This is a genomic window from Halomonas sp. NYA30 (genome assembly GCF_976980765.1).
In genome coordinates, this window is record NZ_OZ334477.1 from 2285208 (window position 1) to 2308944 (window position 23737).

Sequence of the window (23737 nt, forward strand, 5' to 3'; positions counted from 1 at the left end):
TTTTATGAGGACGTGGCTATGACCTCCTGGTTGCTAGGGACCAGCATCTTATTGATACATTTATTGGGTGTCGTTTCGGCCATTATGGCGTTAATGTCCAGTCGCACCTCTCAAGGGGCTGTGGCATGGATCATATCGTTGCTTACGTTTCCCTATGTCGCGCTTCCTGCTTACTGGTTCTTTGGACGACCAAGATTTTATGGCTATGTGTCTGCGCGGGGGCAGCGTGACACTGTGCTACGCCGTGTGCTGGTACGTTACCGTGCCAATGTAGAGCCTTTTGTGGCACCCTCGAGTAATGCGGATATTCAAGCGGTTGAGCAGCTTGCCATGATGCCCTTAACCCATGGTAATCACGCCACGTTATTAATCGACGGCCCCGCGACCTTTGAAAGCCTTTTTGACGGCATTGATCGTGCCGAACAGTATGTATTGATACAGTTTTTTATTGTTCGCAGCGATGCCCTGGGGCAGCGCTTGAAACAGCATTTACAACGCGCTGCCCAGCGTGGCGTGCGTGTCTATTTCCTCTACGATGAGGTAGGAAGTCGTCAATTAAACGATGGTTACCTAAATGATTTAATCAGCGATGGGGTGGCCGTCAGTGCTTTTCGCTCATCAAGGGGCTTCAAACACCGCTTTCAGCTTAACTTCCGGAATCATCGCAAAGTAACAGTCATTGATGGCAAAGAGGGTTGGATAGGGGGCTTTAATATTGGGGTTGAATATTTAGGCGAAGATCCTCGGCATGGCCCCTGGCGTGACACCCACCTAAAGCTTGAAGGACCCAGTGTCTTAGGCCTGCAAGAAGCGTTTTGGGAAGATTGGCACTGGGCTACCGATGAGGTGATTAGCCTGAACTGGATGGCTGAAACGTCTTCTTCAACTGATCATCATGTTGTTATTGTGCCCTCTGGGCCTGCAGATCGTCAGGATACTGCCAGCCTGCTGGTACAACAGGTTATTCATAGCGCAAAACAGCGCCTATGGGTGACCAGTCCTTACTTTGTTCCTGACCAAGGGGTTCAGGATGCACTGCGACTTGCAGCCATGCGCGGGGTAGATGTACGCGTCATGATTCCCGAACGACCAGACCACTTATTGGTTTTCCTGTCAGCCTTCTCATTTCTGCCTGATATGTTAAGAGCAGGCGTAAAAATATACCGTTATCTCCCTGGATTTTTACATCAAAAGGTGATGCTTGTAGATAGCAGTGCAGCCACGGTTGGCACTGTAAATCTGGATAACCGTTCATTTCGGTTAAACTTTGAAATAACTGCTTTTATTCCAAACCAAGACTTTGCTGCCAGCGTGGAAAGTATGCTGAAAAATGACTTTTCACAATGCCGCCGGGTCAGCATTGATGAAATCAACCAGCGCTCAATGTGGATGAAAGTCGTATCACGTGCTGCCTATTTAATGGCGCCCGTCCAATAGACCGCAAAATAGGAAAACAATATGCGTGCACAAAGGGTGAGACAAGGAGTCCCGGGGTGAATCTCGAAACAAAATGGCTAGAAGATTTCGTAGCACTCGCCAGCACACGCAGCTTCTCTGCGTCAGCACGACAGCGCCACGTAACTCAGCCTGCATTTAGTCGTCGCATTCGTGCACTGGAGCAGGCTGTGGATGTCACTCTTGTCGATCGTTCAACTACCCCTGTTGGGCTAACACCGGAAGGGCAGCTGTTTTTGGTTACCGCCCGTAATTTGGTCGAACAGCTAAACGAATCGCTTAGTCATTTGCGCGGCCTTTCGATTGCCAATGAAGCGTTGGATATCGTGGCCGCTCACTCCCTGGCATTAAGCTTTTATCCGCCCTGGATCTCCCGTTTACAACAGGGCTTAGGCGAATTGCCGACACGCCTAGTGGCAATGAACGTAGGTGAGGCGATACATGTGCTACGTGAAGGCAATTGCGATTTAATGCTGGCTTATTACGATCCCTTTGCCACCATGCAGCTCGATGCCGAAGTGTTTCCCTCCTTCTCGATCGGTAAGGTCAATATGCTGCCTGTCTCGCTGCCGGATGCACAGGGAAAAGCCAAATTTTCCCTTCAGCATGACACTTCCATCCCTTACCTTTCCTATACGCAGGGTGCATTTTTGGGGCGCAGTGTGCGTATGCTACTGAAGAATGATCCGCTACGTATGAAGCTGCGTACCGTGTATGAAACGGCCATGGCCGAAGGCCTGAAAGGGATGGTGCTGCAAGGGGTAGGCGTTGCCTGGATACCGGATTTCTGTATTCGTGAGGAATTGAAAAGCGGCCGCTTGGTCAGGGCGGGCGACCCGAGCTGGGACATTCCCTTAGAAATTCGCTTATACCGCTGCTCAATGGTGCATAAGCCCGGCGTGGAGCGTTTATGGCGGCAAATGATGAAATTACCCAGGGATTTCCTGCAAGCATGAACGTCCCAAGCGATTGCCGCCCTAATTCCTGAAATTTCTAGCTGCTTCCAAAATCGGCAGGCAGGCCTAGAAAATTCTGAATAATAAAAAAGTGGTCTTCAAACAGGCTCTCAGGTTCAAGGTCTGCAAGTGCTACCCAGCGCGCATGATCTCCCCCTTTAACAGGCTTTAAGCGAGGCAGCTGTTGGTCTGGGCGCAACGCAAAGTAGAAAGCTTCTGCCAAAGTGCGCCCCCGCCAACTGCGGTGGGGTTCATCAAACAGACGCTGGCCACGCAGTGACCCCTTAAGCACAGGCTCGGGGACTTTTAATCGCAACCGTTCGCGCAGTTCACGCAAACAGGCATCGAGTAAACGCTCATGAGGATTAATAAATCCGCCTGGCAGGGCGTAAAGCCCTTTACCCGGTGCCGCCGTACGCCGTACCAGCAATACATGACCCGACTGCACCACGACAGCATTTACTGTGACAAAAATAGGCGGGTAGGGGGCATGAGCCCACGCCTGACGGTACTGATCCAATAACTGCTGCTCTTCCAGCAGGCGCTTATAGGCGCTGACGTGGCAAAACTTCTTTACACTCTCGACAACGCCGGGGGGCAGGTCGTGGTAAGCCCCCGTACTCAAGTAGTCGTCGGTGGAGCTGGGCGAACGGAACAGGCGCTCTCGAATTTGACTCGCTGAAATCCCTTCTACCGACGGCACGCTGACCGACTCCCATTGAGGGAATAGCGACAGGTAGTAGCTAGACTGCCCGCGGCTGGCTCCAATCAAACCAATGCGTGGTAGGCGGGCATTGGCAGGGGCGGCTAAATCACGCACTTTGCGCTGAACATCGCGCACCCAGACATCATCATTGTAGAGTGCGTCCAGTAGCGGGGTAATCTCTAAGCGTCGATTATCAGCCTCATCAAACCCTGAGCGGAGCATGGTTTGACGTTCGTCAAATCGCCACGGGTTACGCAATGAGCGTGCTTGCCACGCAGACCCCACCAGTACAATCACTTGCCGCGCGCGTTTTAGTGCTTCTCGAATAATCGCCAAGTGGCCAAGGTGAGGCGGTTGAAAGCGACCAATAAACACCAAACAGTCGAAATCGCAGGCGGTTGTAGAGCGCGCAATATCGGTGGCCATCCAAGCTTCCTTTTGGTTTGGTGATATTAGGGGGTCAACGTACCAGAAAACTGCGCTAAACGCTGTGGTTAGGTATGCTAGAAAAAATAGGCTATTGATTACGTTTAAAATTGGCCTTAGTACCAACGACACAGGGAGTGGATATGATAAAACGTGCGGCTAATTTTTGGTGGAAAGTCACCCAAGACGCCACCGCATTATGGCTGGAACGTAATGCGTTTAGCTATGCGGCTTCGCTCGCGTTTTATACGCTTTTCTCACTGGCACCCACGATTATTATTGCAGTCACTGTCATCGGTGTTGTGATGGGAGAAGAGGCCGCTCAGGGACAAATAGTCGCTCAACTACAAGGCACTTTAGGCACGGATGCCGCCGTCGCGATTCAAGAAGCCGTTGCTCAATCCAGAATCGAAGAGTCTGGCCTTTTGCCCACGCTATTAGGTGTCGGCGCGCTTGTGGTAGGCGCCACCACTGTTTTTGCGCAAATGCAGTTTTCACTCAATACGATTTGGGGCGTGACAGCCAAGCCAACCTCTAACAGTGCGTTAAGGTTTATCAAAAGCCGCTTGCTCTCGCTGACTGTAGTGCTGTCTATTGGATTTATACTGCTAGTGTCATTAGTGCTAGGGGTTGTGTTACGTGGCATGCTGCTTGCGGCGGACAATCTATTCCCATTCGCTAGCCTGTTTACTACTACCCTTGAGTCGCTCATCTCTGTCGCCATGGTGACCCTCCTATTTGCGACTATTTTTAAGGTGCTTCCGGACGTGGTGCTGCGCTGGCAAGATGTGTTGATTGGTGCCGTTGTTACCGCCGTACTATTTACGCTCGGCCGCAGCGTGATCGCGATCTATCTGGCTTATACGGCGACAGCGTCTACCTATGGTGCTGCCGGTTCAGTGGTAATGATCTTACTATGGGTCTACTACAGTTCGCTGATACTGTTGTTCGGCGCGGCATTTACACGCTCCTTACTACTACGCCGTGGTCGTCCACTGGTACCGCGTAATAGCGCAGTGCTAATTAAGCATGAGTTTGTGTAATAGTGTGTATGGTACGAGGAGGAAAGGATGACTGACTGCTGTGTACGTGCCTTGGTCACTGGTAAAGTGCAAGGTGTCTGGTATCGCCGTGCTACTCAAGAGAAAGCGCTTCAGCAGAGCCTTACCGGTTACGCTAAAAACCTGCCTGATGGGCGTGTCGAAGTGTTGATGTGTGGCCACTCCGATGCCGTCAAGTTGCTGAGCGAGTGGTTATGGCAAGGCCCCGAGGGCGCGCAAGTCACCCACGTCGAACTTGAAGTCTTGGATAATTGCCACGCCCCTAGCCATTTTGCTACTCACTAGGGCCTGCTTAGACCCTAGCGCTATCACATAATGCTCTAATACTGCTTTTTAAGCATTTTTCCATTCGCGGATATTATTCGCCGTCAGGCTGACAATATTCTGGCGCGCTTCCGGTGTAATCCAGGCGTTGTGGGGCGTTACGATTAAGTTGAGCGGCTCGTGAAGTGCATCGAGCAGTGGATGGCCGTCTCTGGGCGGTTCTGCAGGGAGTACATCAACGCCCAAGCCGCCCAGCTTGCCACTACGCAGCGCCTCTAGTGCAGCGACTTCGTCGATAACTCCGCCGCGGGCGCAGTTGATCAGCAGTAGTGATGGCTTTGCACTGGCCAGACGCTGTCGATTAATCAAATGCTTAGTGGCGTCACTAAGTGGGCAGTGAAGGCTGATCACGTCTGCTTCTGGGAGCAGGTCATCCAGCGCAGGGCGCTTATCATTGGCTTCATTACCCGGCCTGGCGGCGAAGGTCACGCGCATGCCAAACGCCTCCGCTAGGCGTGCCACTTCTGTGCCTAGTTCACCTTGCCCTACCATGACTAAATGTTTATCCGACAATTGCAGTGTCGGGTAGTCCTGCAAACAGAAAAAGGCGCTACGCTGCCATTCGCCTGCCGCGACATCACGCTGATAAAGCGGAAGTCGATTGGCTAATGTCAGCATCAGCATCAAGGTATGCTGGGAAACACTGGCGGTGCCGTAAGCCGCGACGTTTTTAACCTCGATACTCTGCTCTTTTGCCGTTTCAAGATCGATGTTATTAAGCCCCGTAGCGAGCACACATATCAGCTTGAGTTTAGGCAATTGCTGCAACGTTTCAGCGTCTAGTACCACCTTGTTAACAATGGCGATGTCGGCATTCGCTAGGCGTTCAAGTGCCTGCTGGGTGGTGCTTTGCTCAAACACCTCAAGATGTGTGACTGACTCTTTAATAGCGCTTAAGTTGATCCCAGGGCCGAGGCTTTGCGCGTCCAGTGTTACTGCATGAGACATTTTATTCTCTCCATTAACTGCCGAAGGCTGCATAACCTTGCTCGGCAGGGGTCACAAAAGGGTATAATGGCGGCGCTTATCAACCGCAGCCTTGGAATTTATCCTGACTGGCCACATATTGGCAGCTTGGCAGCGTTTGTGTTCGCCACTGTTCTTTTCTTTCAGTACTTGGTCTTATAGGACTGGGTCTGTCAGTACTGAATCTGTCAGGGTTGAGCTTTTTAGGAGCCAATAACATGCCCATCTATGAATATGAGTGCAAGGCCTGTGGCCATCGCCTGGAAAAATTGCAAAAAATTAGTGCCGATCCGTTGAAGGATTGCCCTACATGCCAAAGCGATGGCTTGGAACGGCTGGTCTCGGCCGCGGGTTTCCGCTTGGCCGGCGGCGGTTGGTACGAAACCGATTTCAAAACGGGTAGCAAAAAGAACTTGGTTGCTGACAGTAAAGCTGCATCCACAGAGACCGCTAAATCAAGTGATTCCAGTGCTACTCCCAAGAGCGTTACTCCCAGTGACAAAGGCGCCGCAGCATAACTGCGGCAGTCAGGGTCGGGACGCCCGCGACACATTAATTGCCACGTAACAGAACAGGATTTGACATGCGCAGCCATTATTGCGGCCAGCTAAACGAAACTTTGGTGGATCAAACGGTTACGGTATGCGGGTGGGTTCATCGCCGCCGCGACCACGGTGGGGTAATTTTCCTCGACATGCGCGATCGCGATGGCATCGCTCAGTTCGTGGTCGACCCTGATACCGCCGAGGCGTTCGCCACTGCCGACCGTGCCCGCAGTGAGTATGTCCTGCGTATCACTGGACGTGTTCGGCTGCGCCCTGAAGGTACTCAAAACGCCACCATGCCCACAGGCATGATTGAAATATTGGCGAAAGAGGTCGAAGTACTCAACACTGCGATTACACCGCCTTTCCAACTGGATGAGCATGGCAAGGTAGGCGAAGAGGTGCGCTTAAAGCACCGTTATATCGACCTTCGCCGCCCGGATATGATTGAGAAGCTGCGCTTGCGTTCAAGCATTTCTCACAACGTACGTGCTTATCTTGAAAGCCAGGGCTTCCTGGATATCGAAACGCCGGTACTCACGCGTGCCACGCCTGAAGGGGCCCGCGATTACCTAGTGCCAAGCCGCACTCACGCGGGAAGTTTCTTTGCGCTTCCCCAGTCACCACAGCTCTTTAAGCAGCTGTTGATGGTGGCCGGTTTTGACCGCTATTACCAAATCGCCAAGTGCTTCCGCGATGAAGACCTACGCGCCGACCGTCAGCCTGAGTTCACTCAGATTGATATTGAAGCGTCGTTCGTGGAAGAGAACGACATCATGGGCATTACTGAATCCATGATTCGTCAATTGTTCCAAGATGTGCTTAACGCTGAATTGCCTGAATTCCCGCGTATGACCTGGCAGGAAGCGATGGATCGTTTCGGCTCTGATAAGCCGGATCTACGTATTCCGCTAGAATTGACCAATGTCGACGATCTGATGCAGCAAGTCGATTTCAAAGTTTTCTCTGGCCCGGCCAGCGCGGATGATGGTCGTGTAGCGGCGCTGAAAGTACCCGGTGGCGCTAAGCTGTCGCGTAAAGAGATCGACGAATACACCAAGTTTGTCGGCATCTACGGTGCCAAGGGCTTGGCGTGGATCAAGGTCAACGAGCGCGCTAAAGGGCTTGAGGGTCTGCAGTCGCCGATCGTTAAGTTCATGGAAAATATCGTTGAAGAATTGCTCGATCGGGTAGGCGCTGAAGATGGCGATATCATCTTCTTTGGTGCGGATAAGACCCGTATCGTCAACGAAGCCATTGGCGCGCTGCGCGTCAAGCTGGGCGCTGACCTTGAGCTCTACACTCAGGAATGGGCACCGCTGTGGGTCGTCGACTTCCCAATGTTTGAAGCTGACGACAATGGCCGCCTTAGCCCGCTTCACCACCCCTTTACCGCGCCTTCTTGCAGCCCGGAAGAGCTAAAGGCCGACCCAGCGAGCGCACTTTCGCGCGCTTACGATATGGTGCTCAACGGTACCGAATTGGGCGGCGGCTCTATTCGTATCCACGACCAAACCATGCAGAGCACTGTGTTCGAGATCCTCGGCATTGGTGAAGAAGAAGCTCAAGAAAAATTTGGCTTCTTGCTGGATGCGCTTCAGTACGGCGCGCCGCCTCATGGTGGCTTAGCCTTTGGTTTGGACCGCCTCGTCATGCTGATGGTGGGTGCTAAGACTATTCGTGAAGTCATCGCCTTCCCGAAAACCCAAAGCGCTGCTTGCTTAATGACGAATGCCCCAGGCGAAGTCAGTCCTGAACAGTTAAAAGATTTAAACATCCGTCTACGCCAGAAGGCCAAGCCGGAAGCAGCCACCGAATAACGTGGCTGGTTAAGTGCCTAACACCGACGCCCCGGCGTCGGTGTTTTTGTATAAAGCCCCAACGAGTGTCGACGACATGGATGAGAAAAAGCCTGCTAATCCTGTCCGTATCCTAGGTATTGACCCAGGGTCACGCGTGACAGGGTATGGGGTAATCGACGTGGTCGGTGTGAAGCCCTGCTACGTGGCAAGTGGTTGTATTCGCACGGCGGAAGGGGCGCTAGAACAACGGCTGGCACAGATTTATGCCGGTCTTAGCGAAGTCGTCGGGTTGCATCGGCCCAACCAAGTGGCTATTGAGCGCGTGTTTATGGCCAAAAACCCTGATTCGGCGCTCAAGCTGGGCCAGGCGCGGGGTGCGGCGCTTGTCTGCATGGCCAATCATGGATTGAGCCTTGCCGAATACGCCGCGCGGCAGATTAAACAGGCGGTGACAGGCCAGGGCGGCGCGGACAAAGAGCAAGTCCAGCATATGGTGACCGCTATTTTGCAGCTTTCCGCTACTCCCCAGGCTGATGCGGCGGATGCGCTAGCAATTGCATTAACGCATGCCTTTAGTGGTTCTGTCTTTAGCAGCCATGGCCTACCCGCCGCGTCAACACGGGCCCGTCGTCGCTCTACCGGTCGCTGGCGGCTGTAGCGGTTGCTCTGCGTGTGGCTGAACTACTGGTCACCTGTACAGAGTCGCTTTATAGTAAACGTCTGTTTTCACCCTCTTGTTTTATTATTTCAACACCTGTGCGAGCGACTTTATGATTGGACGTCTAAGTGGCCAGTTACTGGCAAAGCAACCTCCCTGGATTGTGATCGACGTTCATGGTGTAGGCTATGAGCTGGAAACCTCGATGAATACGCTGGTAGCACTGCCTGCCGTCGGTGAAAGCGTTTCATTATTTACTCATCTAACAATTCGTGACGATGCCCATTTGTTATATGGGTTTGGTAGAGAGCATGAACGAGCGCTTTTCCGCGCGCTGATCAAAGTCAATGGGGTGGGGCCCAAGCTGGCGTTAGCGATTTTATCAGGTATGGATGAAGACGCCTTTATGCGCTGTGTGCGTGATGATGACAGCAAGGCGCTGACAACACTTCCGGGGGTGGGCAAGAAAACCGCCGAGCGGCTGATTATCGAAATGCGTGACCGCTTCCCCGCATGGGAAGATGGCAGTAACGCACTACTGCCTCTAGAGGCAACTAATGGCCGAGCATCCGCCCGTGATAGCCTTGCCGATGCAGAAGCCGCCTTAGTAAGCTTGGGGTACAAGCTGACTGAGGCATCGAAAATGCTTGCCGACATTGACCCTAATCAGTCAACCGAGGCACTGATTAAAGCCGCGCTCACCCAACGCATGAGCGGCTAAGCGAGCTCGCATTAGAAAACGTCAATTCGACACTGTCATTTTGTAATCGTTATTAAGAAGAGCACTTATGCTAGAACACGATCGGCTGATCGCCGCTGAGCCCGAACAGGGGGAGGTGCGTATTGATTATGCAATTCGCCCTAAGCGGCTGGATGACTATATTGGCCAGCCGCGTGTCCGCGAGCAGTTGGAAATCTTTATTGGCGCTGCACGGCTGCGTGAAGAGAGCCTGGACCACACGTTGGTATTTGGTCCGCCTGGGTTAGGTAAAACGACACTCGCGCATATTATTGCCACAGAGATGGGGGTCGGAATGAAGTCGACCTCTGGCCCGGTGTTGGAGCGGGCGGGGGATCTCGCTGCCATGCTGACCAATCTTGAGCCTGGCGATGTGCTTTTTATCGATGAAATTCACCGTTTGTCGCCGGTGGTCGAGGAAGTGCTTTACCCCGCCATGGAAGATTTCCAACTGGATATTATGATTGGCGAAGGGCCCGCGGCACGTTCTATTAAGCTGGATCTTCCCCGCTTTACGCTGGTGGGGGCAACCACCCGGGCCGGTTTATTGACCTCTCCGCTTCGTGACCGGTTTGGGATCGTCCAGCGGCTCGAGTTTTATAACCTCGAAGAGCTGACCGAAATTGTTTCTCGCTCAGCGCGATTGTTGGGTGTAGAAACCAGCCAAGAAGGGGCGATTGAAGTTGCCCGCCGCTCGCGTGGAACGCCGCGAATCGCTAACCGGCTGCTACGGCGTGTACGTGATTACGCAGAGATGAAAGGTAACGGCGTTGTGGATGTCGCCATGGCCGATGCCGCACTCAATATGCTCAATGTTGATCACCACGGCCTGGACCATATGGATCGGCGGTTACTGCTGGCCATGATCGATAAATTCGATGGTGGGCCGGTGGGGATTGATTCGCTATCAGCTGCTATCAGTGAAGAGCGCGATACGATCGAGGATGTCATTGAGCCCTATCTGATTCAGCAGGGCTTGATAATGCGCACGCCACGCGGGCGCGTCGTCACTCGTCAGGCGTGGCTGCACTTTGAACGTGTGCCCCACGAGCAGGCGACCGACATGGAAGGGGAGCGCCGTCCGTGAGTGATTTGGCTAACAATCGTTATCGTCTGCCGCTGCGTGTTTATATGGAAGATACTGACGCAGGCGGCATTGTCTACTACGTTAACTACTTGAAGTTTATGGAGCGGGCGCGTAGCGAATGGCTGCGCCAATTGGAGCTAAATCAGCAAACGCTGCTAGACGAAGGCACACAGCTAGTGGTATACCGCTTGGCCTGTCACTATGCTAAACCGGCTTGCCTCGATGACATGCTGGAGATTAGTACTCATGTCACCGACATTGGGCGCTGTCGAATGACATTTGAACAGCAAGTTTGGCGTAATGAGGAACTCCTCTGCTCAGCGACAGTCGAGATAGCCTGCTTGAGCGTCGAGCATATGCGACCTAAAGCATGGCCAGAATCGCTTAATAGTTTGATACAGGCCTCTTAACCAAGAGGTCATTCACTGCGTCGGCAATACCGACCCTAATAGATTGATGAGGGCACCTGTGAACGATAACACCATGTCCATTCCCCACTTAATAATGAATGCCAGCACCGTGGTGCAGCTGGTTATGTTGCTACTGTTGGTGGGGTCGATCCTCTCTTGGGTGGTGATTTTCCAGCGTAGTATTGCAATGCGTCGTGCCAAGCAAGAGTACAACCAGTTTGAGGAGTCTTTTTGGTCGGGTGTCGACTTAAATGAACTCTACCGTGAAATTCCCGCTGATGATCCACGCCATGGTGCCGAGCATATTTTTCAAGCAGGGTTTCGCGAGTTTAACCGCTTAATGCCTAAAACCCGGGATGCAGATACCGTATTGGAAGGCGTGCAACGCAGCATGCGCGTTGCCTGGTCGCGTGAAGAAGATCGTCTAACCCAACATCTGGTGTTTCTGGCGACGGTTGCTTCTGCCAGCCCCTATATCGGTCTTTTCGGTACCGTATGGGGCATCATGGGGTCATTCCAAGCACTGTCACTGACCCAACAAGCGACGCTCGCAACGGTTGCTCCCTGGATTGCGGAAGCATTGATCGCAACGGCTATGGGTCTGTTTGCGGCTATCCCGGCGGTGATTTTTTATAATCGACTGTCCAATACATCTTCTCGCTTACTCGGCAAATATGAAGATTTTGCCGAGGAGTTCCACGCTATCCTGCACCGTAATTTACAAGGTCGTGATGGCAAGCCAAGCGCGGGTTAAGGGAGACAGCCATGCAAGGACCTTTCAATCGCAGTGGTAAAGGCAAACCAATGGCGGAGATCAATGTGGTCCCTTTCATTGACGTCATGCTGGTACTACTCGTTGTGTTTATGATTACGGCGCCCATGTTAACCCAGGGCGTACAAGTTGAATTGCCACAAGTCACCTCTCAACCTATAGAGACGCAGGAAGATAATGACCCCATTGTCATTTCGGTTGATAGCGAGGGTGCGTATTTCATCACGTTGGGGGAAGACTCCAACTCAGTCTCGCTGGACGAGATGGCCGCGCGGGTAACCACGATCTTAGAGCGACGCCCCGGCACGCCAGTAATGGTGCGTGGTGACCGCAATGTGGCCTATGGACAAATTGTTGTCTTGATGAGCACGTTACAAGGCGCTGGTGTGGCTAACGTGGGGCTGCTTTCTGAGCCGCCGCAAGATGGGTAAGGGCAGCGCGCACATGGCAGTAAATTCACCACGTGATCCTCAAGATGTCGGCTATAAGTGGCCGACTGTTCTGGCGATAGCCGTGCACGTTGCGATTGTCGTGTTTAGCTTAATCAGTTTGCCGACCCGCAACGCGGAGCCCGATAGCTCTTCGATTGTTCAGGCGACGCTGGTGAGTACGGAAACGTTTACCGATCAGGCTCAGCAGGCAACGGAACAACAAGCGGCGATGAATGCACCGGCTGAAGCGCCTACTGAGCCCGATGCACCAGAAGAGCCGTCGGCCAGTGAACAGCAAGCCGCTGCCGAACAGCAAGCGGCCGAAGAAGAAGCTGCCCAGCAGGCAGCCGAAGAGGAAGCGCAAGCATTAGAAGCCGCGCGCGAGGCAGCTGAAGCAGAGGCAGCGCGCCGGGCTCAAGAAGTGGCAGAGCAGGCTGAGCAACAAGCCGCTGAAGCTGCCGAACGTGAGGCCGAGGCGGAAGCCGCTGCTGAGCGTCAACGTGAAGTCGAAGAGGCGCGCCGCCAGCAAGAGGCTGCCGAGCAGCAACGCCAGGAAGAGGCCGAAGCTGAACGCCAGCGTGAAGCAGAGGAACAGCAGCGCCGCGAAGCGGAAGAAGCCGAACGTGAGCGTGAGCGTGAAGCGGCAGAACAACAGCGCCAGGAAGAAGCAGAAGCCGAGCGTCAACGTGAAGCAGAAGAAGAGCGTCTTCGTGAAGAGGAGGCGGCTCAACGAGAGCGCGAGGCAGAAGCTCAGCGTCAACGCGAAGCGGAAGAGCAGCAGCGCCGCGAAGCCGAAGCGGAGCGCCAACGCCAAGCCGCAGAAGCAGCAGAGGAGGCCATGCAACGACAGCTGGCGGGTGAGGCAGAAGCCGCGGCCAATGCTCAGCAGGCTGAGCAGGCAGCCAATAGCTTTATCAATATTGTCCGTCGCGCTGTTGAGCAGGCGTGGTTGATTCCTGCCGGTGCAAGTGATTCGATGAGTGCTACCCTACAAGTGAGGCTAGGACCGTCTGGAGAAGTATTGGCAACATCGATCGTGACATCCAGCGGCGATAGTGCTTTTGACCGGTCTGTGATGCAGGCCGTGGAACATGCTGCACCGTTTGGTGAATTGAGAGATTTGCCAGCCGATCAGCAGCGTAATTTACGTCAGTTTAATCTGCGATTTACCCCGGGGGATGTTCGCTGATGCAAAGCTTGAGCAAAGTGTGGTTGTTCTGTGTGCTGCTGCTAGTCAGCAGTGTAGCGAGTGCCAATTTAACCATTGAAATCACGCGAGGTAGCGATCAAGCGCTGCCTATCGGCGTAGTACCGTTCGCAGGTTCAGACGGAATGCCCGAAGATGTTGCGCAGATTGTCCAAGATGACCTTGAGCGTAGTGGCTATTTTGATCCGCTAGAGCGTAGCGCGATGTTTGAACAGCCCAATCAATCTGACGATGTTCAATTCGATACTTGGCGTTCATTAGACGTACGTTACTTAGTCGTAGGTAGCGCAGAACAGACCAACGGCGGTTTTGAAATACAGTTTGAGCTCATGGATATTAGCGGTCAGCGGCGGATGATTGGTGAAACCGTGACGGTGAGAGGCAATGACCTGCGCGGCGCCGCTCACTATATCAGTGACCAAATCTTTGAAGCGATTACTGATATTCGTGGTGCGTTTTCAACTAAAATTGCCTATGTCACCGCACAAGGTATTGGAGACAATATGCAGTTCGGCCTGTACGTTGCCGACGCCGATGGACGTCGCAGTGAACAGGTATTGACCTCTGACGAACCCATTATGTCGCCCGCATGGTCACCGGATGGCACTAAGCTTGCTTATGTCTCGTTTGAAACTGAGCGCCCAGCTATCTACATTCAGGATGTAGCAACGGGCCAGCGGATAAAAGCAACGTCATTTGATGGTATCAATGGCGCGCCAGCCTGGTCACCAGATGGCCGCCGTATCGCGATGTCTCTCTCCAAAGACGGCCAGCCAGAAATTTATATCATGGATGTGGCTAACCGCTCCGTAGAGCGTATTACCAATAACAACAGCATTGACACTGAGCCCGCTTGGGCACCTGATGGTCGTAGCTTGCTGTTTACCTCTGATCGCAGTGGTGGCCCCCAGCTTTACCAGTACTCGATGGGCGGTGGCGAAGCCGAACGCTTGACGTTTACAGGTAATTACAACGCCCGTGGGCGCTTCTCTCCAGACGGCGAACAGATATTCTTGATCCACCGCTCTAGCCGCGGTTATCAAGTGGCAAGACAAGATTTGAGCGGCGACCGCTTAGTAATATTAAGTGAATCAACAAGAGATGAATCTCCTAGTGTTGCGCCGAACGGGACCATGGTAATCTTCGCTACCCAACAGGGTAATAGTGGGGTGCTAAGTGCTGTTTCTGCCGATGGCCGCTCATCCTTTAGACTGCCATCAGCACAAGGCGATGTACGTGACCCAGCTTGGTCACCCTTCTTAAATTGATCAACAACATTGATTAATATCGAAATTTTTAGTTTTCAGGCAAGGAGTCTGATTATGCAACTTAAACCGTTGGCTCGCTCATTAGCAGCAGCGCTATCTATCGTGGTAATCGCTGGCTGTTCCAGCACCGGCGGAACCCAGGACGGTGACTCGTACGGTAGCCAGGATGGCAGTACTACCGGTTCCAGCACCTCTGGTACAGGTACGGGAAGTCAATATGGTTCTTCCTCAGGCTCTGGTTCTAGCTCAGGCCAGCAGGCTGATTCGCGTATTCCAGAAGTACGCACTATCTATTTCGATTACGACCGCGATACGATCAAGAGCGAGTATGAGTCTGTTGTAATGTCGCATGCACGTTACTTGCGTGCCAACCCGAGTGCTCAGGTGGTTCTGCACGGGCATACGGATGAGCGCGGCACTCGTGAATACAACATGGCGCTGGGTGAGCGTCGTGCTAATGCTGTAGAGCGCTTCCTGAACATTCAGGGTGTGTCTCCTTCACAAATGAGCGTTGTTAGCTATGGTGAAGAGCGTCCGGCCGTTAATGGCCAGGACGAGAGCGCCTACTCGCAGAACCGTCGTGTTGTATTTAACTACTGAGCATTTAACGATTGAATGCTTAACCACTGATGAATTCGGCGTGCGGCTTATCGCACGCCGTTTACGTCTACGGAGTCATCATGAATCACAGTCTCAAGCGTTACGTTGAGAGGCTGTGCGGTGCGGGAGCCTTAGCGCTCCCGCTGTCCGTATTGCCTTTAATGGCCGTCGCTCAACAGCCGCTCGTCCAAGATCTTTCCAACTCTGGCTCTTCCAACAGCAGCTTCTATCAGCAGACGCAGCGTCAGGAAGCCTCCAGCGGTAATCTGGTGTTATTTAACCAGGTACAGGAGCATCAGCAGGAAATCCAGCAGCTGCGCGGTCAGATTGAAGAGTTGCGTCATCAGTTAGAGCAGCTACGTCGTCAATCACAGCAGCAGTATCTCGATATTGAAGACCGGCTGATGAGCAGTGGGCCAACGCAGATTGAGCAGTCAACCCCAGCGGTTGAACCCGAAGCTGCCGAGGAAGTGGTTAACGCGCCTTCAACTAGCAATGTGAGTGAAGAGGCGCAAGCCGATTACCAAGCGGCCTTTGCACATGTTCAAGCACGCCGTTTTGAGGAAGCTATCGCGGCGTTTGAAACCTTTGTCAATGACCATCCTGATACCAGTTTAACGGCCAATGGCCACTATTGGCTGGGTGAGCTGTATTCGGCTGAAGGTGAATTGGACGCTGCTGACCAAGCGTTTAGCCGCGTCATTGACGAGTATAGTGGTAGCAGCAAAGTACCTGATGCGATTTATAAGTTAGGCTTAGTAAAAGCGCGTCAAGGCGAAGCGGAACGTAGCCGTGAGCTACTTGAGCGAGTGCGTGACGACTACCCGCAAAGCAGTGCCGCGGGCCTTGCCAGTGACTTTTTACGCCAGTCAGCAAGTTAAAATTTGCTCTTTATCGCTTCTAAGAAAAGTTTCAAGGAATCAGCATGAGCTGCAAGATCGACTATCAACCAGCGCCCAACCTATTGGAAAATCGCATCGTGTTGGTAACCGGCGCAGGAGACGGGATTGGCCGTGCGGCAGCATTAAGCTATGCCCAGCATGGGGCCACCGTGATTCTATTGGGGCGCACCATTGCCAAATTAGAGCGTGTTTACGATGAAATTGAAGCGGCAGGCGGGCCTCAGCCCGCGATTTTTCCGCTCAATTTTGAAGGCGCTACCCTCAAAGATTTTCATGATATGGCCGAAACGCTGGATCAGGAGTTTGGCCGCTTAGATGGTTTGCTGCATAACGCTGGGCTATTAGGTCGCATTACGCCATTTGAGCAATATAACCCTGAGCTATGGCAGCAGGTGATGCAGGTCAATATCAATGGGCCTATCTGGATGACCCAAGCGTTATTACCACTACTGCAACAGTCTGAAGATGCTTCGATAATCTTCACTTCCTCTGGCGTTGGCCGTAAAGGGCGAGCCTACTGGGGGGCTTATTCTGTCTCTAAATTTGCCACTGAAGGCTTTGTCGAGGTATTGGCTGATGAGCTGAATAATCAGTCACATATTCGGGTGAATTCACTTAACCCCGGCGCCACACGCACCCAAATGCGGCGTACGGCGTTTCCTGGTGAAGATCCCTTCACACTGCGTACGCCGGAAGAGATTATGCCGACCTACCTGTGGCTAATGGGGCCAGACAGCGCAGGCACCAGCGGGCAAAAGCTAGATGCCCAACCTCCCCGCACATAACCGTTTGTTTTGAAAACCGCGTCGATGCCCGCCCGCCATCATGCTTGTCTAGAGCTTGAACTCGCCTAGGGCATCGACCAGCGCTGCACACTCTTCAAACCAAATATCAGCGGGCCACTGCTGGTAGTCATCCTCTTCGCTGATATAGCCATAGCCAACCGCGACGGCGGTCATACCGGCGGCGACGGCGGCCTCCATATCCCGTACATGGTCACCGATGTACCAGCAATGTTTAGGGGCAACGCCAAGGCGTCGGGCAGCTTCCCAAAGCGGTTCAGGCGCTGGCTTTTTAACGCTGAGATCATCCGCACATAGCAGTGCGCCAGGCTGTAGCAGCAGAGCTTCTAGTAGCGGCAAGGTATAGCGGCGCGGTTTGTTGGTGACAATCCCCCAAGGCCGCTGATCGCCGTGCCACTCTTGTAGCCACGCATCAAGCGGCGAAAAAACCCGGCTGTGTACCGCTACAGCTTGCTCATAAGCATCAAGTAGAAACTGGCGTGCTTGAGTGTGTCCCTCAGCAGAGGCCTCTAAGCCCAGCGCTAGCGTAACCAGCGCACTGCCGCCATTAGAGACTTGGCGGCGAATTACCTCAAAGGGTAGCGGCGCTAACCCATGGTGAGCACGCAGTGCATTGGTCGCTTCTGCCAAATCGGGGGCCGTATCTACCAACGTTCCGTCCAGGTCGAAAAGTATTGCTTGAGGTGTTTGCATCGACATTTAATCGCTTACCTTGCGGCAGTACATCATGTAATTGACCGAGACATCATGGCTGACCAAGCGGTAGTGGCGGGTAAGCGGGTTGTAGGTTAGTCCCGTCTGTTCACGCACTTCTAAACCGCTGTGGCGAGACCAAGCCGCCATTTCTGAAGGGCGAATAAATTTTGCATAGTTATGCGTGCCTCGTGGCAGCAGTTTAAGCACATACTCGGCGCCTAAAATTGCGAACGCGTATGACTTGGCAGTACGGTTTAACGTAGAGAAAAACACATAACCACCCGGACGCACGAGGGCGCTGCAAGCACGAATGACGGAGGCAGGATCCGGCACGTGCTCCAGCATTTCCATGCAAGTCACCACATCGTAAAAACCAGGCTTCTGAGCGGCCATGGCCTCCACGCTGATATGTTGGTAATCAACTTTTACGCCACGCTCTTCGGCGTGCAACCGGGCCACTGCTAATGGCGCTTCACCGAGATCAATGCCCGTTACCGTCGCACCGCGGTGGGCCATTGACTCGCTTAGAATGCCGCCGCCACAGCCTACATCAAGCACTTTTTTACCCGCCAGCCCCGCACGCGCATCAATAAAGTCAAGACGTAAGGGGTTAATATCATGAAGGGGTTTGAATTCACCCTGCGGATCCCACCAGCGGCTAGCAAGAGCCTCAAATTTGGCGACTTCTGCTGTATCGACATTGTCTTGATAGTGATGAGCAATGCTATCCTGTGGTGTCGCTTGCATAGTGTGACTCCCATAACTTTTGAACATTTAGCAAAATATTGACGTGTAGCCACTTGTTCGCCGTTGCGAGGTGGTATCCATCCACGCCTTCAGTATTATGGACATTCTAACCACTCCTGTGTCGGAACGCATGAAAAGGACCTCTTCTATGATTCGTAAAGCCGTACTTCCTGTTGCCGGGTTTGGTACCCGCTGCTTGCCAGCGTCTAAGGCTATTCCCAAGGAGATGATTACGATTGTCGATAGGCCGGTGATCCAGTATGTCGTTGAAGAGGCAATTGCCGCTGGTATCCGTGAGATTGTGCTGGTCACTAGTAGCAATAAAAGCGCTATCGAAAATCACTTCGATACCCATGCTGAGCTGGAAGCTAGCTTGGAAAAAAAGGGAAAACATGAGCTTCTGACAATGTTGCGCAATATAGTGCCTGACGACGTCAGCATTATTAGCATTCGTCAGGGCGTGCCGTTAGGGCTAGGCCATGCAGTGCTCTGTGCCCGTCCCATCCTTGGCGACGATGAACCTTTTGCGGTGCTATTGCCCGATGTGTTGGTCGATAACAGTGCCAACTCAGCAACGGACTTGGCCGGTATGTTAGCGGCCTATGATCAACAGCAAACGGCGCAATTAATGGTGGAAGAAGTCGCCTGGGAGCAGGTAGAAAAATATGGCATCGTGGCGCCAGCAGGGGATGTGCCCGCAGCGAACGCGTCAGCCGATTTAGCCGGCATGGTGGAAAAACCCAAGCGTGATGCTGCACCCTCGAATTTAGCGGTCATAGGCCGTTATGCGCTACCAGGCCATATTTTCTCCATATTAGAAAAAACACCGCCCGGTGCCGGTGGTGAAATTCAGTTGACCGATGCACTGGAAACACTACGAGAACAGTCCGGCGTCCAGGCATATCGTATGCAAGGGATTACCTACGACTGTGGACAGCCCTTAGGTTACCTTGAAGCCACACTCGCCTACGCACGCCGTCATCCTGAGTTTGGAGAAGCTTTCCAAGCCCTGCTGTCACGATACCACCAGGGAGAGTAACGCATGCGGGTGTTACTTTACGGCAGCGAATTAAGCGCAGCGACGGCAGCCGCTGCGCTGGCTTGGGTGGGGCATCAGGTTCAGTGGTTACCCCACGCTGATGCGCCTTGGTCAGTGCTTTCTGAGGTGGACTGGTTACGCAGTGAACCTCATTTAATGACACATCTTGAGCAGGGCTTAGCTGAGGGTACTCTGCAGCTCATTGAGCAAATAGATGATGCCGCCATTCCAGAGGTGATTTGGATGGCGTTATCACCCTCACAGCGCAGTTCGGCCAGCGCACTACTTGAGAACCCGTTATTCGCGGATCAGCACGATATTGTGCTGGTTAATAACTCGACGTTTCCAGTAGGTGAGACCGAGCGCCTGCATACGTTAATGGGTGCTCAGCACTACAGTGTGGCACTGCCCGATACGTTAGAAGAAGGCCGTGCATGGGACTCTTTCACACGCCCAACCCGACGCTTGCTAGGCTGCGATGATGCGACGGGAGAGCAAGTCACCAGAGAGCTGTTACGCGCCTTTAATCGGCGTAGCGAAGTGTTTCAGTGTATGCCTCGCCGCGCTGCGGAGTTAACCAAGCTGGCCATTAACGGCATGTTGGCCACGCGTATCAGTTATATGAATGAAATCGCCGGTTTGGCTGATACTCTAGGCGTGGATGTAGAACATGTCCGCCAGGGGATGGGAGCCGATTCGCGTATCGGGTTTGAGTACCTGTACCCTGGGTGCGGTTTTGGAGGCCCTAATTTCTCCCGCGATTTGATTCGCTTGGCCGATGTGCAGCTGCAGAGTGGCCGATATTCAGCGCTGCTTGAGCAGGTAATGGATATTAACGAACAGAAAAAAGAAACGCTGTTCCGCAAGCTGTGGTCCCATTTTTCCGGCGAAATGGCCGGAAAAACCGTGGCGATTTGGGGAGCTGCGTTCAAGCCCGGCACTGCACGCATCGACCACGCGCCCGTATTAACACTGCTTGAAGCACTTTGGGCGCAGGGAGTTAAGGTTCAGCTACACGACCCAGCCGCCGTACCAGCTCTCCATGCCCTGGTAGGCGAGCGCGAGGATTTGCGCACCTTTACCCATGACCCCTACCAAGCCTGTGCGGGCGCCGATGTACTAATGTTGGTGACAGAATGGAAAACCTATTGGAACCCAGACTGGCATCGGCTGGGCTCGTTATTAAACGCTAAGCTCGTGTTAGATGGACGCAATATTTACGATCCTGAATTTGTTGCCAGCTGTGGATTAATGTACCGCGGGATAGGCCGTCGTGCCGACCCAAAGACTCTCTGAGGAACTGTTATGCCAGACGCCACTGCATCCTCTCGTATCGTACCCGATGTGGATCAAAGCTTGACGGCGCAGCATTTGCGCCACCGAAAGGGGCCTACTTTGTGGCCGCTATGGCTATGCCTGTTATTAATCATTGCCCTATTGGGTGCGGCGGCGGCTGGACTTTGGTACGAACGTGAACGACTGTTAAATGAGTTACATCGGGTAAGTGGCGAAGTGTCCAATGTTCATGCTCGCTTGGATTCGGATGACACTGATGTACAAGATGCGATAACCTTTGTACAAGCTCAGATGTCGACGCTCTTTCAAGAGCAAGAGCAGCTGTCCATTGCACTGACCGATACTCGCGAAGAGTTGTACAGTCTGCTAACAATGAATGAGGACATGGCCTCTAGTGATTCGATCAATTCGTTGCTGCAGCAGTTGAACCAGCTTAATGAGCAAGCTGAGTTGCGCGACAGTCAGTTGTTGGCGATGCGGGAATCATTGAATGCCCTGGAACAGGCTGGTACCTCAGGACGGCAAAACTTGATTGAGGAAGTGTCCCACCTTGAGCAACTGACCGATCAACGCCTGTCCGTACTGGACAGTCAGATCAGTAACATTAGTAGTGATTGGGAAGAGCAGTTATCAGCGCAAAGAAGCGCCATTGAGTCGCGCTTTGATGAGCTGGAGGCTTCTATTGCTGAGGTTGAAGCGTCACCGGATCAAGATGCTATGACGGCATTAGAGCAGGAATGGTCGGAACGTTTGAATGCACTAGAGAGTGATGTTCGACAAGTCCGTCAGGCACAGCTTGCCTTTAGTGCCCAGTTAGAAATGCTACGTTAAAAAGGTAGCCAAGATAGTAAGATAGTCAGGATAGTGTATAGCGTTGATGCATTCTAGTACCGAAGAATATTCTACAAGTCGTTGAAATGACTAGGTGTTGAAATGACTAGATAATGAAGCCGCTGATTTAGGTTAGGATAAAAATGTATGGGAAGACAACGGCGATGGACTTCAGCCACCGGTCGCACAGTGTTGGTAGTGCTACCACTGTTATACGCAACACACGGGGCATGGGCGTTAGAGGCGAGCATCACGGGTGTTTCCGATGAAGTCGAAAGTAATATTCAAGCCTATCTACAGAACGTAGAGGCTGAGCAATACACCGAAGCACGTTTAGAAGGTGAGGTTCGTCAACGTACTGAAGAAGCCATGCGTGTGTATGGGTATTATGAGCCTGATATAACCTTTGAGCACACCGGCGATGAGCGCGTCTCGCTTGAGGTTGAGCCAGGACCTCAAATTGAAATTGAAATTTTATCAATTAATGTCAAAGGCGACGCCAGTAACGACCCACCATTTCAACAAGCAGTAGAAGACTTCCCGCTGGAAGAGGGTGACGCACTGCGCCATGCCCCATGGGAGCGGCTGCGTGGTCAGTTTTCTGGTTTGGCTATCGAGCGGGGTTACTTTGACTGGGGCTTTACGGATCGACGTATGGAAGTCCGCCCGTATTTACAAAGTGCGCGCCTCTATATGGATTTTGACAGCGGCCCCCGCTATCAGTTTGGAGAGACTTCAATAACAGGTAGCCACATAGAGATCGACCGATTACTCCGTATACAGCCGTTTGAAAGAGGCGACCCCTATCTAGCGCAAACGCTAGCTGACTATAACCAATCGCTTGCAGAAACCGGCTGGTTTAGCTCAGTGTCAGTGCGGCCGCGACTTGAAACAGCGCAAGAGCTGTCGATTTCTCCGCCTGGTGGCGGAGACGCCTGGTGGAGCGAGGCGACTGCTTCCCAACCAGAGCGCCCACGAGTCACCGGCGCGGCTTTAACCAGTGCGCTAAGCATCAATAAGCCCAGTGATACGCAGTTACCTATTGATGTGAGTGTGGAGCCTGCTGATCGCCACCAGTTTGAAGTCGGCATTGGCTACGCTACCGATGTGGGGCCCCGTCTGCGTTTTGGTTGGGAACAACCATGGATCAATCGTTATGGTCATAGTCTTGACCACGACCTCTATTTATCCTCCCCGGAGCAGCGGTTTACCGGGGTATATAACGTTCCGCTAGAAGACCCGCTGCGTGATAGCTACCGGCTGCAATACGGTATCCGTAATATTGATGATAGTGATACCCAATCATTAGAAGGCACCGTTGAAGTGGCTCGGCGCTGGGAGTTTGATAACGATTGGGTTCAAACTCTGTACTTCCGTACCACTTATGAAGACTTCGAGCAGGGGGGCGAAGCCGATCAAGTATGGCTGTTTTATCCTGGTATTCAGTGGTCGCGAACTCGAACACGTCCTCAGCGCTTTCCATTATGGGGCGACCGTCAGCAGCTCTCTTTAGAGTACTCGGATAAGGTTTGGGGGTCGGATGCACAGTTCACACGCGTTACGGCCGATACGGAATGGATTCGCACTATCGGCAATGATAACCGCTTCCTGGCGCGAGTTAGCTTAGGCGCCATCGAAACCGATGACTTTGCCAAAATCCCACCTTCTTTACGCTTTTTTGCCGGTGGCGACCGCAGTGTGCGCGGCTACTCCTATGAAAGCCTTTCGCCACGCAATGAAGAAGGACGGCTACGGGGCGGCCAACAATTGCTGACCTCAACCCTTGAGTACCAACGGCGTGTCACGCGGGATTGGTGGGCAGCCACCTTCGTGGACAATGGCGATGCGTTTGATAACTGGGGACCTAACGATTTGAAAACAGGCGCCGGCGCCGGGGTGCGCTGGGTTTCACCGGTCGGGCCAATTCGCTTTGATATCGCACATCCTTTTGACCATGAAGACGATTGGCGTTTGCACTTTTCCATCGGACCGGAATTCTAGGAGAGAGAT

25 protein-coding genes are annotated in these 23737 nt (G+C 52.9%); 21 read left to right on the forward strand and 4 right to left on the reverse strand.

The annotated features are described in order from the left end of the window. The first annotated feature begins 18 nt into the window (after window positions 1-18). The gene (cls, locus tag ACWI0H_RS10505) at window positions 19-1437 is read left to right on the forward strand and encodes a cardiolipin synthase (protein ID WP_485876123.1); all 1419 of its coding nucleotides are present in this window, start codon (window positions 19-21) and stop codon (window positions 1435-1437) included. 56 nt (window positions 1438-1493) lie between these two features. Next, a complete protein-coding gene (locus ACWI0H_RS10510) occupies window positions 1494-2411 on the forward strand; it encodes a LysR substrate-binding domain-containing protein (protein ID WP_008957993.1) in 918 nt (305 codons plus the stop codon). A 37-nt stretch (window positions 2412-2448) separates the two neighbouring features. On the opposite strand, the gene ACWI0H_RS10515 is transcribed toward ACWI0H_RS10510, so the two are convergent. Continuing rightward, a complete protein-coding gene (locus ACWI0H_RS10515) occupies window positions 2449-3543 on the reverse strand; it encodes a bifunctional nicotinamide-nucleotide adenylyltransferase/Nudix hydroxylase (RefSeq protein WP_485876125.1) in 1095 nt (364 codons plus the stop codon). A 143-nt stretch (window positions 3544-3686) separates the two neighbouring features. Between ACWI0H_RS10515 and ACWI0H_RS10520 the strand changes: the two genes are divergently transcribed. Together ACWI0H_RS10520 and ACWI0H_RS10525 are read left to right on the forward strand one after the other, a co-directional pair. Next, window positions 3687-4586: a YihY/virulence factor BrkB family protein gene (locus ACWI0H_RS10520; protein ID WP_101147264.1), complete on the forward strand. Its 900-nt coding sequence runs from the start codon at window positions 3687-3689 to the stop codon at window positions 4584-4586. 27 nt (window positions 4587-4613) lie between these two features. Beyond that, window positions 4614-4889 (forward strand): acylphosphatase, encoded by a 276-nt coding sequence (locus ACWI0H_RS10525; RefSeq protein ID WP_472956613.1) that lies wholly within the window; start codon window positions 4614-4616, stop codon window positions 4887-4889. A gap of 48 nt (window positions 4890-4937) precedes the next feature. Here ACWI0H_RS10525 and ACWI0H_RS10530 read toward each other — a convergent pair whose 3' ends face one another. Next, the gene (locus ACWI0H_RS10530; RefSeq protein ID WP_472956614.1) at window positions 4938-5876 is read right to left on the reverse strand and encodes a D-2-hydroxyacid dehydrogenase; all 939 of its coding nucleotides are present in this window, start codon (window positions 5874-5876) and stop codon (window positions 4938-4940) included. 236 nt (window positions 5877-6112) lie between these two features. Between ACWI0H_RS10530 and ACWI0H_RS10535 the strand changes: the two genes are divergently transcribed. The 13 genes from ACWI0H_RS10535 (at window position 6113) to ACWI0H_RS10595 (ending at window position 17100) form a co-directional block, all read left to right on the forward strand. Next, window positions 6113-6412: an FmdB family zinc ribbon protein gene (locus ACWI0H_RS10535; protein WP_472956616.1), complete on the forward strand. Its 300-nt coding sequence runs from the start codon at window positions 6113-6115 to the stop codon at window positions 6410-6412. A 65-nt stretch (window positions 6413-6477) separates the two neighbouring features. Next, window positions 6478-8259 (forward strand): aspartate--tRNA ligase, encoded by a 1782-nt coding sequence (aspS, locus tag ACWI0H_RS10540; RefSeq protein WP_472956618.1) that lies wholly within the window; start codon window positions 6478-6480, stop codon window positions 8257-8259. 76 nt (window positions 8260-8335) lie between these two features. Further along, complete coding sequence (gene ruvC, locus ACWI0H_RS10545) at window positions 8336-8899, forward strand: crossover junction endodeoxyribonuclease RuvC (RefSeq protein WP_472956737.1); 564 nt, start codon at window positions 8336-8338, stop codon at window positions 8897-8899. 112 nt (window positions 8900-9011) lie between these two features. Then, a complete protein-coding gene (gene ruvA / locus ACWI0H_RS10550) occupies window positions 9012-9620 on the forward strand; it encodes a Holliday junction branch migration protein RuvA (RefSeq protein WP_485876127.1) in 609 nt (202 codons plus the stop codon). Between the two features lie 67 nt (window positions 9621-9687). Then, window positions 9688-10725: a Holliday junction branch migration DNA helicase RuvB gene (gene ruvB, locus ACWI0H_RS10555; protein ID WP_176302109.1), complete on the forward strand. Its 1038-nt coding sequence runs from the start codon at window positions 9688-9690 to the stop codon at window positions 10723-10725. After that, the gene (gene ybgC, locus ACWI0H_RS10560) at window positions 10722-11135 is read left to right on the forward strand and encodes a tol-pal system-associated acyl-CoA thioesterase (protein WP_485876129.1); all 414 of its coding nucleotides are present in this window, start codon (window positions 10722-10724) and stop codon (window positions 11133-11135) included. The genes ruvB and ybgC overlap by 4 nt, the downstream gene beginning before the upstream one ends. Window positions 11136-11193: 58 nt before the next feature. After that, window positions 11194-11889, forward strand: a complete 696-nt coding sequence (gene tolQ, locus ACWI0H_RS10565) for a protein TolQ (protein ID WP_176302111.1) — start codon at window positions 11194-11196, stop codon at window positions 11887-11889. 11 nt (window positions 11890-11900) lie between these two features. Further along, window positions 11901-12338, forward strand: a complete 438-nt coding sequence (gene tolR / locus ACWI0H_RS10570; RefSeq protein WP_176302112.1) for a protein TolR — start codon at window positions 11901-11903, stop codon at window positions 12336-12338. A gap of 13 nt (window positions 12339-12351) precedes the next feature. After that, on the forward strand, window positions 12352-13527 hold the full coding sequence (gene tolA, locus ACWI0H_RS10575; protein ID WP_472956623.1) for a cell envelope integrity protein TolA: 1176 nt from the start codon (window positions 12352-12354) through the stop codon (window positions 13525-13527). Then, window positions 13527-14813, forward strand: coding sequence for a Tol-Pal system beta propeller repeat protein TolB (gene tolB, locus ACWI0H_RS10580; protein ID WP_485876131.1), 1287 nt, complete (start codon window positions 13527-13529; stop codon window positions 14811-14813). The genes tolA and tolB overlap by 1 nt, the downstream gene beginning before the upstream one ends. Before the next feature lie 54 nt (window positions 14814-14867). Then, on the forward strand, window positions 14868-15413 hold the full coding sequence (gene pal / locus ACWI0H_RS10585; RefSeq protein ID WP_008957977.1) for a peptidoglycan-associated lipoprotein Pal: 546 nt from the start codon (window positions 14868-14870) through the stop codon (window positions 15411-15413). Window positions 15414-15493: 80 nt separating this feature from the next. Then, complete coding sequence (gene ybgF / locus ACWI0H_RS10590) at window positions 15494-16294, forward strand: tol-pal system protein YbgF (protein WP_176302114.1); 801 nt, start codon at window positions 15494-15496, stop codon at window positions 16292-16294. Window positions 16295-16338: 44 nt separating this feature from the next. Beyond that, on the forward strand, window positions 16339-17100 hold the full coding sequence (locus ACWI0H_RS10595) for a YciK family oxidoreductase (RefSeq protein WP_485876133.1): 762 nt from the start codon (window positions 16339-16341) through the stop codon (window positions 17098-17100). Window positions 17101-17148: 48 nt separating this feature from the next. On the opposite strand, the gene ACWI0H_RS10600 is transcribed toward ACWI0H_RS10595, so the two are convergent. Together ACWI0H_RS10600 and ubiG are read right to left on the reverse strand one after the other, a co-directional pair. Beyond that, a complete protein-coding gene (locus tag ACWI0H_RS10600; protein WP_485876135.1) occupies window positions 17149-17817 on the reverse strand; it encodes an HAD-IA family hydrolase in 669 nt (222 codons plus the stop codon). Continuing rightward, window positions 17818-18561, reverse strand: a complete 744-nt coding sequence (gene ubiG, locus ACWI0H_RS10605; RefSeq protein ID WP_485876137.1) for a bifunctional 2-polyprenyl-6-hydroxyphenol methylase/3-demethylubiquinol 3-O-methyltransferase UbiG — start codon at window positions 18559-18561, stop codon at window positions 17818-17820. 148 nt (window positions 18562-18709) lie between these two features. On the opposite strand from ubiG, the gene galU reads away from it, so the two are divergent. The 4 genes from galU (at window position 18710) to tamA (ending at window position 23728) form a co-directional block, all read left to right on the forward strand. Beyond that, window positions 18710-19600: a UTP--glucose-1-phosphate uridylyltransferase GalU gene (gene galU, locus ACWI0H_RS10610; RefSeq protein ID WP_485876138.1), complete on the forward strand. Its 891-nt coding sequence runs from the start codon at window positions 18710-18712 to the stop codon at window positions 19598-19600. A 3-nt stretch (window positions 19601-19603) separates the two neighbouring features. After that, window positions 19604-20896: a nucleotide sugar dehydrogenase gene (locus ACWI0H_RS10615; RefSeq protein ID WP_485873438.1), complete on the forward strand. Its 1293-nt coding sequence runs from the start codon at window positions 19604-19606 to the stop codon at window positions 20894-20896. A gap of 9 nt (window positions 20897-20905) precedes the next feature. Then, a complete protein-coding gene (locus ACWI0H_RS10620) occupies window positions 20906-21727 on the forward strand; it encodes a hypothetical protein (protein WP_485873439.1) in 822 nt (273 codons plus the stop codon). 147 nt (window positions 21728-21874) lie between these two features. Further along, window positions 21875-23728 carry an autotransporter assembly complex protein TamA gene (tamA, locus tag ACWI0H_RS10625; protein ID WP_485873440.1) on the forward strand — a complete coding sequence of 618 codons (1854 nt, stop codon included), beginning with the start codon at window positions 21875-21877 and terminating at the stop codon, window positions 23726-23728. Window positions 23729-23737: the final 9 nt, after the last annotated feature.

Coding starts and splice junctions, on each gene's coding strand:
- cls (WP_485876123.1), top strand. CDS start 19: ATGACCTCCTGGTTGCTAGGGACCAGCATCTTATTGATACATTTATTG.
- ACWI0H_RS10515 (WP_485876125.1), bottom strand. CDS start 3,543: ATGGCCACCGATATTGCGCGCTCTACAACCGCCTGCGATTTCGACTGT.
- ACWI0H_RS10520 (WP_101147264.1), top strand. CDS start 3,687: ATGATAAAACGTGCGGCTAATTTTTGGTGGAAAGTCACCCAAGACGCC.
- ACWI0H_RS10525 (WP_472956613.1), top strand. CDS start 4,614: ATGACTGACTGCTGTGTACGTGCCTTGGTCACTGGTAAAGTGCAAGGT.
- ACWI0H_RS10530 (WP_472956614.1), bottom strand. CDS start 5,876: ATGTCTCATGCAGTAACACTGGACGCGCAAAGCCTCGGCCCTGGGATC.
- ACWI0H_RS10535 (WP_472956616.1), top strand. CDS start 6,113: ATGCCCATCTATGAATATGAGTGCAAGGCCTGTGGCCATCGCCTGGAA.
- aspS (WP_472956618.1), top strand. CDS start 6,478: ATGCGCAGCCATTATTGCGGCCAGCTAAACGAAACTTTGGTGGATCAA.
- ruvC (WP_472956737.1), top strand. CDS start 8,336: ATGGATGAGAAAAAGCCTGCTAATCCTGTCCGTATCCTAGGTATTGAC.
- ruvA (WP_485876127.1), top strand. CDS start 9,012: ATGATTGGACGTCTAAGTGGCCAGTTACTGGCAAAGCAACCTCCCTGG.
- ruvB (WP_176302109.1), top strand. CDS start 9,688: ATGCTAGAACACGATCGGCTGATCGCCGCTGAGCCCGAACAGGGGGAG.
- tolR (WP_176302112.1), top strand. CDS start 11,901: ATGCAAGGACCTTTCAATCGCAGTGGTAAAGGCAAACCAATGGCGGAG.
- tolA (WP_472956623.1), top strand. CDS start 12,352: ATGGCAGTAAATTCACCACGTGATCCTCAAGATGTCGGCTATAAGTGG.
- tolB (WP_485876131.1), top strand. CDS start 13,527: ATGCAAAGCTTGAGCAAAGTGTGGTTGTTCTGTGTGCTGCTGCTAGTC.
- pal (WP_008957977.1), top strand. CDS start 14,868: ATGCAACTTAAACCGTTGGCTCGCTCATTAGCAGCAGCGCTATCTATC.
- ybgF (WP_176302114.1), top strand. CDS start 15,494: ATGAATCACAGTCTCAAGCGTTACGTTGAGAGGCTGTGCGGTGCGGGA.
- ACWI0H_RS10595 (WP_485876133.1), top strand. CDS start 16,339: ATGAGCTGCAAGATCGACTATCAACCAGCGCCCAACCTATTGGAAAAT.
- ACWI0H_RS10600 (WP_485876135.1), bottom strand. CDS start 17,817: ATGTCGATGCAAACACCTCAAGCAATACTTTTCGACCTGGACGGAACG.
- ubiG (WP_485876137.1), bottom strand. CDS start 18,561: ATGCAAGCGACACCACAGGATAGCATTGCTCATCACTATCAAGACAAT.
- galU (WP_485876138.1), top strand. CDS start 18,710: ATGATTCGTAAAGCCGTACTTCCTGTTGCCGGGTTTGGTACCCGCTGC.
- ACWI0H_RS10615 (WP_485873438.1), top strand. CDS start 19,604: ATGCGGGTGTTACTTTACGGCAGCGAATTAAGCGCAGCGACGGCAGCC.
- ACWI0H_RS10620 (WP_485873439.1), top strand. CDS start 20,906: ATGCCAGACGCCACTGCATCCTCTCGTATCGTACCCGATGTGGATCAA.
- tamA (WP_485873440.1), top strand. CDS start 21,875: ATGGGAAGACAACGGCGATGGACTTCAGCCACCGGTCGCACAGTGTTG.